The organism is Desulfocurvibacter africanus subsp. africanus DSM 2603 (assembly GCF_000422545.1).
Taxonomy (GTDB): domain Bacteria; phylum Desulfobacterota; class Desulfovibrionia; order Desulfovibrionales; family Desulfovibrionaceae; genus Desulfocurvibacter; species Desulfocurvibacter africanus.
In genome coordinates this window covers 33,748-43,403 of record NZ_AULZ01000028.1, presented here as the reverse complement: position 1 = coordinate 43,403, position 9,656 = coordinate 33,748, and the positions used below count along the sequence as shown (strand labels likewise).

The window sequence follows — 9,656 nt, the reverse complement described above, 5'->3', positions numbered from 1 at the left end:
ATTCAGGGCATCCAGGGCCAGCCGTCTTTTTTCTTCCGATGCTATTGGCATGCAGACCAGCTAACAACGCTCACTAGAATTGCAAGTTGCTTTAAGACGCCAGCTCCGGCGTTGACGGCGCAAGGGAATTGCGCCTACGCCTACGCGGCGGCAAGCCATGCCGACGCATGGCTTGCAGAGCATTTTCAGCAAAATGCTCTATCTTGCTCCACACTTGTTCCTTGTCCTGGAGCCTGTCCACTGAATCTTCCTGCATGCTGCCTGCGCACGGGTCGGAAAGCTGGTAAGGCCGCGGCGAATTGCTTCGTGGCGGTGGCGGCGGCTGCCGGGATGTCAGCTCGGCGTATTAGAGCAATTTGCGTTTGAACTGAGAGAGGGCGCTGCTCTCTCTCAGACTCTCTCCCGGCAGGGAGCGGCGCTCCCTGCACCCCCTTTTTCATTTTATTTGCAAGGTGCTGTACTGGGATACGGAGAGTGCGCAACGAGCATCATTGCCGCCTTGCATGGCGTCTTTCTCGGCGGCCTTCAGCACCTGCGCCATGACCTCGGCTTGCCAGTCGAAATACGGATTGAACGTCAGGCGGGCGTGGATCTTTCCCGGCTCTCTGTAGCCCCAGGCCGAATACCAGACCTGCGCGCCCTCCATGCACTGGCGTAGTCCGTCTTCATCCTGGCCGTTCCAGCATAAGCGCAGGCCTTGCTCGCCGTACAGCGGATTGCGCGGCGAAAACAGCACGCCCATGTGTGAGAACTGGCTTATGCGCTGCTCCGGCAGGTAGTCGCTCCTGACCAGCACGCGCGGCGGAACGCTGGTTCCCTCGGGCAGGCTGCCGTACCAGACCAGGCGACTGGACGGGTGAGTGAAGCGTTTAGTGAAGGTTTCCAGCGTGTGGCGCACGTCGAGGACGGAATCGTGGCGCACGGTCACGAGTAGCGCGGGCTTGTCGTAGGTTTTACGCGCCAACCCGGAGCGGACGGCCGCACTGCTACGGTAGAATTGGGCGAACCCGTTGGTTGGCGTGTTCAGGTAGCGCACCGGAGTCTGTTGCGGCCGATTTGCGTCCGGTATGCGCAGCCAGGGCCGGGCCCAGGCGATCCAGGGCGTGACCCAGTCGTAGGCGCTGTCCGATTTGAAGGCCGGAGAAAACAGCAGCAGCCCCGCAACCTCCGGGTTGTCCAGCGCATAGTCCACGACCAGATTGGCCCCGGTGGAGAACCCGCCCAGATAGACCTGTGCCACTTCCCGCGCCAGGATCGCGGCCTGCTCCCGCACCACCTGTCGCCAATCCGCTAGGCTTGGGTGCATCAGGTCGGCCGGCTGCGTGCCGTGGCCGGGCAGTAGCACGCTGCGGACCAGAAAGCCCTGTCTGGCCAGCTCCGGCCCCAGATCGCAGAACGACCAGGGCGAATCGCCCAGGCCGTGTACCAACAGGACGCCCTTGGAGGGAACGCCGGCCGGTCGCCACTCCTGCGGCATATTCCAGTCCAACTCGGCCGCTTTATCCGGGCCCTGGAAGTGCCGGTGCTCTTCCAGCCACTGGCGCGTTTCGGCCTGGTACAGCGCGAAGCTTGCTTGCCCCAGCGGGGCGACGAAGGTTTGCGTGGACGAGCAGGCCGCCAGGGCCGCCAGCAGGCAAGCCAGCCAAACGCGAACCGGGACGGCGATAAGGGGCTGAAGCAGGACCTTCTGTTTCCGGATTCCCGCCAAGGGCAGTGTGTGCATGTGGCGAGGCCTTCGATGGGACGTGGCCGAGACGGCCGGGTTGTGGGCTGATTCCGCCCGCTTGGCCTTAATGATGGCAAACCCGGCTTGGCCTGTAAACCTTGCCTGGCGTTCCCGCCTGCTTTGGCTCCTTGCGGTCCCCGAAGCGCTCGGCCCGATTGTACGGGATACCTGTGCTCCTGCGGACGTCGAGGCTGCCCGCTATACACTTTTCAACGCTTCACGTGGAACATGGCTCTCGTGGCCTTGGCGCGCACGAAGGGCAGGCCGAAAATTTCGCGGCCCCGCAGCTTGTCTCCGCTCTCGGCCATGCTGCGCGGCAGCCAGGGCATTTAACGCAGGAACCTGGGGCCGTGCGGGCTTCCCGCGTGAGGAGCTTGAGGAGGAACGAGCCCTGTGGGCAGGCAGCCCCTCCTCAAGAACCTTGGATTGAACCGTTAAGCCGTGGGGCTTGTTGCACCGCGGCTGCCGCGCTTCTCCCATAACTTCAGCTCGCCCATCTTCTTGCGGCGATCGCGGGCCAAGCCCTTGGCGATGAGCGATGTGCCCTTCTTGTAGCCCCACTTGGCCTTGTATTCCTTGGGACTCAAGCCGTGCTGGGACAGATGCTTCCTGGTGAGCACCTTGAACTTCTTGCCGCATTCGAGACACTGGACGCTGCGCTCCCGGATGGCCTTGTCCGGCGAGAGTGCGCACTCTTCCTCTTCGCCCTGTGCCTGCGAACCCTCCGGGACAGCCTCCTTCAACCCCTGGCAAATTTTCTTGGTCATGGAAATCATCTCTTCCGGCGTCATCTGCCGGACACCTGCCTGGGCTTTCACGATCTTCAGGGCTTCCTCAAGGTATTCCATCCATCGACCTCCTGGTGCAGCTTGCGGGTCTTACACATGCTCCCCCCATGATTCCGGTCACACTACTCCAGTCGAGCCCTTTCTCAATTAGATTTACGCGCGATACGAACGTAATCCGGATATTAATAAGCAGTGCATGGCCACGCGGCATGACATTCATGACAAGGAGAGGAGTCGGTTTCGTGAGCTGTTCGCGATGTACGACGCGGACTTGCAGCCGCAATGCGAGGGAAGGGTTATGGATTGAAGATGATGCTGGCGCCGAACGAAGCCCGCTTCACGCGCCAGCGTCTACAGAGGCGTGTCGAACGATCCGGCGTAGCCGGTCATCTCCACATAGCCGCGGCCGTGGACCGGGCGGCCGCGCACCGTGCCTTCGGCCCGTACGCTGCCTTCCCAGTAGATGACGCCGGTGGTTTTGCCGGTGCGCATTTCCTGGTCGGCCATGGCCGGGCGGATGGTCACGTCCAGGACCAGCCCCGGTATCTCCAGCCGCCAGCCGGAGGGATAGCGCGCGCCGGTGTGCGGGCTGGTCCAATAGTCCAGCACGGTCAACAGCATGTCGTCCTGACCCAGTTGGATGGGCGAGGCGTCGGGCTGGACGAAGCTGCCGCTGGAAGCATGGCTGCCGGCCTCGAGGCCGTCGCGCAGGAAGAAGGCCATGAGCTCGGTCTGGTCGTCGAACTGCAGGCTCAGCCAATCCCAGCCCACCAGATCCGCTTCCAGCAGTTCCGAGGAGTACTCATGGTCCATCCAGGCCAGTCCCGATACATCCATAGTTCTGCCATTCATCTCGATGCTCCCTTCCGCCCTCAGTCGGGTGAAGGAGTAGTAGCAGCTCGCGCTTTCGGGGCGTCTGCCTTTTTTGCTGTAGCCGTCTTGGCCGTGGGCCACGGGCGGCTTCTCGGGACTAAGACCAAGATGCAGGGCGAAGTCGCCGGTGCGCACGCGCAGCTCCTGGCGATCCGCCCCGATGCTCGCCGACCAGCCTTTGAGAAAGATCCGCACGGCCTCGTCGTCGGTTCCGACAGGAGCCGTTTCATGCGCTACACCGGCCAGCCCGGCGGCTCCACGGGCCATGTCCTGGGCTGTTAGATGCTCTTTCGGCCCCAGGGCGCTCAGGGCGGCATGAGCCATGTAGAGCTGGCTGGCGCGCCAGGTTGAGGAAGGCTCCGGCCATTGTCGGTCGGCCGTGGGTGGAGCCAGCCGCCTGCGGAAGAAGGTCAGCTGGAAGCCGTAGGAGTTCCCTTGCCGGTCTTCAAGGTTGCCAGTCCAGTACCACCACTCGGTGCGGTGGTCGGGATGACTGCCGTGGTCCGCTGGAAACGCGAATCCACACGGCCCGGTGATGCGAGCGTAGCCTTGCGCCACGCCGGACCTCCCAGATCCGTCACTCCCGTTTTCATGCTCAGCAAATGCCATTCCACATATCCCCAGCAGGCAAATAATAGCGGCAATCAATAGACGCGACATGCTTCAATCCTCGCGGCAACAAGCTCCAGACAATGCACATGCTGAGAGATGCTGAACACTATTCGCGTAACGCAAATAAATTCAGCTTTATACAGTGATGATGAACATCCACTAATCATTACCGCTCCCGCAGCACGGCCGCCGGCGGACCGGACGCGGCGATGCGCAACGCGGGCAAGCCCGCGGCCAGGCAGGCCAGGAAGATCAGCGGTAAGCCTAGAGCAAGGGCAAGCCAGTCCACGGAATAGAGAAAGGTCCACCCGAAGGAGACGCGGTTCACCACATAAATCAGGATGGCCGAGAGCAGAAAGCCGCAGGCCGTTCCCGCGGCCAGACCGGCCGTGACCAGCAGGCAGGCTTCCCATAGGATCATTGCTCGCACCTGACCACGGCTTCCGCCCAGGGCCAGCATGGTGCGCACCTCGCGCGAGCGCTCCAGGACCATGACCGTGAGCGCGCCGGCGATGCCCAGAGCGGCTACGGCCAGAGCCACGAGCAGGAGCACGGTGGTCACGGCGAAGGTCTGGTCGAAGATTCGCGCGATCTCCCGGCGCAGTTCGCCGCCTACGCTGGCTTCCAGGCCAAATCCAACAGGGCTGGACAGAATGGCCTGTCGGAAGGCCCTTGCCCGCGCCTCGGGATCGGGGACGGGGAACCACATGCGCACGCCGTTCGGCGCGAACTCGCCGCCCAGCTCTCGCCAGCGGCTGTCCGTGAGGTAGACCACGCCGCCGCGCGTCCGATAGCAGCGAATGATGCCCACGATCTCCTCGTCCAGGCTTACGCCGGCCACCGTGTCGCGATAGCGTTCGCCCAAGCCCAGTCCCGTGCGATTGGCCAGGACCTCGCTCACCAGCACGCCCCGGCCCTGGCCGGTCAGCTCCAAGGCCCGGCGCGGATCGCCACGCAGGAAGAGGAAGCTTCCCAGACCGCGCTGGACAAGGACTTCGAGGTCCATGATCTCCAGTTGATAGGGCGCACCGTCCAGGGACACGGCGATGCGCAGGTAAGGCAGGTTCGCTGCCTCGGCCTTGTGCGCCTCGATCCAGGCCAACGCATCCGGCGGCAGCGGTGTGCGGTAGTCGTTAGCGTCCGAGAGCGCGGGCCGCACGAACAGATCTCCGCTCACGGTCTGCTCCAGCCAGAGAGTGAAGGTGGAGCGGAAGCTCTGCACCATGATCGACAAGGCCAGGAACAGGGCCGTGGCCGTGACCAGCGCGCCCACGGACAAAGCCGTGCGCGCATCGGCCTGACTTACGGCCCTACCGGCCAGCAGGCCAGGCGCGCCGCCCAGGCGGGACACGAACGGCAGGGCCAGGCTGGACACGATGCGCACGAGCCAGGGGCAGAGCAGCGTGAAGCCCGCAAAGAGCAGGAAGATGGCCGCGTAACCCGGCAATGGAAAGGCCTCGGGGCTGGGCAGCAGGCTTATGGGCCAAGCCAGGGCGATCAGCAGCAGCCCTATCAGGGCAGGCCCGTGTACCGGGGCCGCTCTGCCATGAATGCCGGCCATGGTCAGGGCCTCGCGCGGCGGAACAGCGCGGGCCTCACGGGCTGGCTGGAGCGCCGCTGCCACGGATACTCCCACGGTCACGGTCAGGGACAGCAGGGCTTCGGTCGGGCTCACAGACAGAGAGTCCACGTTCACGCGCGTGAACAGGGTGGAGATGGTCGCGTTCACCGCTCTCAGCAGTCTGGGCATGAGCACGAAACTCATGGGCAGCGAGGCCAGCCAGCCGAGCAGGCCCAGGAGCCCGCCCTCGGCCAAAAAGAGCAGCATCAGCACCCTACGCGATGCGCCCAGGGAACGCAGGATGGCCAACTCCCGACGGCGCGAGGCAGCAGCCACCGCCACCAGGCTATAGACCAGGAACATGCCCACGAAGAGCGAAACGAAGCCGAGCACGGTCAGGTTCAGGCGGTAAGCCCCGATCATGGCTTGGCCGCTCTCACGCTCGGCAGATGGCGGTCCCAGGACAGCGCCGGGTGGGAGCAGGGCGCGCACGTCGGCCTCGGTCGCTCCGTGCGTCAGGCGCAGGTCGATGCGGTCCACCAGACCCAGGAGTCCCGTGAGTTCCTGTACCGTGGCCAGATCGGCCAGGGCTATCAGGCCGCCGTCAGCCATGGCCAGACCCTCGTCCGACAGCAAGGCCACGACTTTCATGCGCGCCGTGCGGCCGGCATAGGTCAGCTCCAAGCCGTCACCCTCACGCAGGCCCAGGCGCTCGGCCAACCTTGAGCTTAGGGCCAGACTCCAGGGTTCGACCATGAGCCTGCGCCAGACGCGCACGTCCATGGTCAGTCCGCCGCCGCCATCGTCGCCACTATCGTCACCGCCGCCACGCGAGCCGCCGACCGCCTCGGGCTCGGCCTCGCCCAGGTCGCGCAGAGATGCGTCCAACAGCGGGTCCAGGCCCACGAGGCGGAATGTTTCGCCCGGAGTGGGCTGCGTAAGAGCTGGGGAGGGCTTTGCCTGCCAGAGCGGCTCGCTCCTCCCCAGACCCCACCCACCAGGGCCATTCTCCGGATAAGGCGCGCCCCTGGACCCGCGTTGTTCATTTGTGGGCTGTTCTGTGTCGTCGATTGTGTCCGGGGTGGCAGTGATTTTCGTGGCGTTTACCCAGGCCGTGAGCACCGGCGCGACGATGATGCCGTGCTCGGTGGCCAGGCGCGCCACCAGATCGTCGTCCAGTCTGCCGCCGGGCATGGACACGGACAGTTCGGCCTGACCGGCCAGCAGGTCCATGCTGCGCGTGAAGGACTCCAGGGATGCGTCCACGGCCAAGCGCACGCTGGTGAAGACCGCTGCGCCCAGGCCGATGCCCAGCACCACCGCCAGGGTCCGCCAGAAGCTTCGGCGCAGGTGCCTTAGCCCGAAGCGAGCCTGAAGCGTGAAGAAACCCCGCAGGGTCATGGCGCCATGCGTCGGCCCTTTTATAGAGGGCTGGAGGAGCAAGGGCTTTCGCGGCTCTTGGGCAGGCGGCTTCGGCATCAGTCCGCCACTGGCTGCGTCAGCCTTCCATCGGTCAGAAGCAGGCGCAGGGTTGCGTAGGGATCTGCCAGGTTGGCGTGGGTGGCCACGATGACCGTGCGGCCCATGATGCGGTTGAGCTCGGCCAGCAGGGCCACAACGGCATGGCTGCTCTCGCTGTCCAGGTTGCCAGTGGGCTCGTCGGCCAGGATGATTGCCGGGTCGTTGATAAGCGCGCGGGCGATGGCCGTACGCTGCATCTCGCCGCCCGAGAGTTGGGCCGGGGAGTGGCCCACGCGCGGGGCCATGCCCAGCCAATCCAGCAGCTCCATGGCCCGGCCGCGAGACGCACGCTCGTCCCGACCGGCCAAAAGCGCTGGCAGCAGCACGTTCTCCAGCACGTTCATGGTGGGCATGAGATTGAAGGATTGGAAAACCATGCCCACGATGCGTCGACGGAAATCGGTCAGCTCGGCCTCGCCAGCATTGACCAGGTCCACGCCGGCTACCCGCAGAGAGCCGGACGTTGGCCGGTCCAGCCCGGCCAACAGAGCCAGCAAAGTGCTTTTGCCCGAGCCGCTGGCGCCCTTGAGCACGACCATGGCCCCGGCCGGCACGCGCAGGTCCACCCCGCGCAGCCCGGCCACGCCGGACTCGCCTATGGGGTAGACGCGCGTGAGGCTGTTCGCGCTGATGATGCTGTCAGCCGGGGACAGGGTGGAATGGTTCACGTGAAACATTTCCATGCCACACACGTAGCGGAAAAGCAGGCCGGGAGGAAGCCATGCCCGGACATCCATGAGTGGCCATGGCTGCTTGCAGATGAAATTCGCGGGTCCAGTGCGTCGTTACGCCCTGGTGGGATGGGTCCGGGAAGGAGCGAGCCGCTCTGGCAGGCAAAGCCCTTACCAGTTCTTCACTCTTTGTCGGCCGAGGCGAGCACCACGCGGTTGCGGCCAAGCCGCTTGCCCTCGTACAGGGCACGATCCGCGGCGTCGGCCAGGGTGTGGGCATCGGGGAACTCGGGGAAGGTGGCTATGCCGCAGCTGAAGGTCACTCGGAACGTGGCTCCGTCCGCACTCTGGTCCATGTCGGCGAACGCCGCGCGGATCCTGTCCAGCAGTTCGGCCGCGTGGTCCCGGTCGTCGATGTCCAGCAGGATGACCGCGAATTCCTCGCCGCCGTAGCGGCCTACCACGTCCGACACGCGCAGCCGCTGCTTGAGGACCTTGGCCAGGATCTTGAGCACCTTGTCGCCGACGAGGTGACCGTATGTGTCGTTGACGTTCTTGAAGTGGTCCAGGTCGATCATGGCGAAGGCCAGGCGCGCGCCGATGCGCCGAGCGCGGCTGCATTCGGATTCAAGGCGGATCTTGAGGCTCGTGTGGTTGAGCAGGTTGGTCAGGCTGTCGCGGGTGAGCATGGAGCGCAATACGCGATAGCGCCGCACCCGGCTCTGGATGGCCGCCACCAGGTGGTCCGGGCGCATGGTCTTGGACAGGAAATCGTCCGCCCCCAGGCTGACGGCCGAGAGCTGCTTGGAGACGTCCTCCTCCATGGACAGGTAGACGATGGGGATGGACACGTATTTTTCGAACTGGCGCAGGACCGCCGCCATTTCCGTGCCGTCGACCCCGGGCATGTACAGGTCCATGAGGATGATGTCCGGGTTGAAGTCGGTCAGAGGCTCCAGGAGCTGCATGGGATCGTTGACCACATAGGTCACCCAGCCCTTCTCTTGGAAAACCAGTTCGTAGACCCTGGACAAGGTGCGGTCGTCGTCCACGATCATGATGCGGTAGGGTTCGGACATGGCCGAGGACAGCAGCGTGTCGAGCTTGTCCACCAAGGCCGCCACGTTGACCGGTCTGGTGAAATAGGCCGTGGCGCCGGCCCTTGCCGCGGCCAGCCGCTCGTTCAATTCATCGGGGCCCGTGACCACGAGCAGCGGAGCGCCATGGTATTCATCGCCCTGGGCTTGCGGGGTGGAGACCAGGTCCAGGCAGCTTTCCAGCATGGCGCAGTCAAGCACCAGGGCAGCAGGCCTAATGGTGGCGATCAGCGCGGCGGCATCCTTGACCGTGGCGGCGTGTCGCGCGGGGTAACCGAAGCTGGCCACTTGGCTGGCCAGCCAACTGGCGTGGCGGGCGTCTTCGGAAACCACCAGAACCTCTTCCACGCGCTGCTTGAGCGGCCTGGGCTCGATTTTGGCCAGGGGCCGTATGATGAACGAAGGGCCGGCCCGCTGCTGGGACTCGATGGTGTGCTCCAGGCTGGCCAGCAGGTGGCGGAAGGAGCGGTATTCGTCCTCGCCGGGCATGCCGCCGCGTCCCAGACAGGCCGCGAGCTTGAGTTCCAAGGTCATGGCCACGGCGCTCACGTCGGCAAAGCCCAGGCTGGCGCTGGACGCGGCCAGTTCGGTCACCCTTCCCAGAATGGCCTCCAGGGATTCCTGTTGGGGCTCATTCAGGAATATATCGAAGGCGCGCCGGATTTCCCGGAAGGATCGCTTGAGATCCTGGGCGTACTGACCCCTGGGCTTATCCAACTCTTGGGAGCATTCTTTGCTGATCGGAGACATCCATTCCTCATCCGTGGCAAAAATCGCGGCGGAACCACCACTATTGCTGGTTCTATC

At 64.5% G+C, this 9,656-nt stretch carries 6 protein-coding genes; all 6 read right to left on the bottom strand.

Translation table 11 applies throughout. The features are described from left to right. Positions 1–436: 436 nt before the first annotated feature. Entirely contained in the window at positions 437–1,723 is a 1,287-nt protein-coding gene (locus tag H585_RS0116290; RefSeq protein WP_027368608.1) for an alpha/beta hydrolase, read from the bottom strand. Positions 1,724–2,160: 437 nt separating this feature from the next. Beyond that, positions 2,161–2,574 carry a Ros/MucR family transcriptional regulator gene (locus H585_RS0116280; RefSeq protein WP_014259258.1) on the bottom strand — a complete coding sequence of 138 codons (414 nt, stop codon included), beginning with the start codon at positions 2,572–2,574 and terminating at the stop codon, positions 2,161–2,163. Between the two features lie 291 nt (positions 2,575–2,865). Then, the gene (locus H585_RS0116270; protein WP_244432587.1) at positions 2,866–3,945 is read right to left on the bottom strand and encodes a lipocalin-like domain-containing protein; all 1,080 of its coding nucleotides are present in this window, start codon (positions 3,943–3,945) and stop codon (positions 2,866–2,868) included. Positions 3,946–4,165: 220 nt separating this feature from the next. Further along, positions 4,166–6,961, bottom strand: a complete 2,796-nt coding sequence (locus H585_RS0116265) for an FtsX-like permease family protein (RefSeq protein ID WP_034628312.1) — start codon at positions 6,959–6,961, stop codon at positions 4,166–4,168. 77 nt (positions 6,962–7,038) lie between these two features. Beyond that, entirely contained in the window at positions 7,039–7,758 is a 720-nt protein-coding gene (locus H585_RS0116260; RefSeq protein ID WP_244432589.1) for an ABC transporter ATP-binding protein, read from the bottom strand. Between the two features lie 176 nt (positions 7,759–7,934). Continuing rightward, positions 7,935–9,599 carry a sensor domain-containing diguanylate cyclase gene (locus H585_RS0116255; protein ID WP_027368604.1) on the bottom strand — a complete coding sequence of 555 codons (1,665 nt, stop codon included), beginning with the start codon at positions 9,597–9,599 and terminating at the stop codon, positions 7,935–7,937. Positions 9,600–9,656 lie beyond the last annotated feature (57 nt).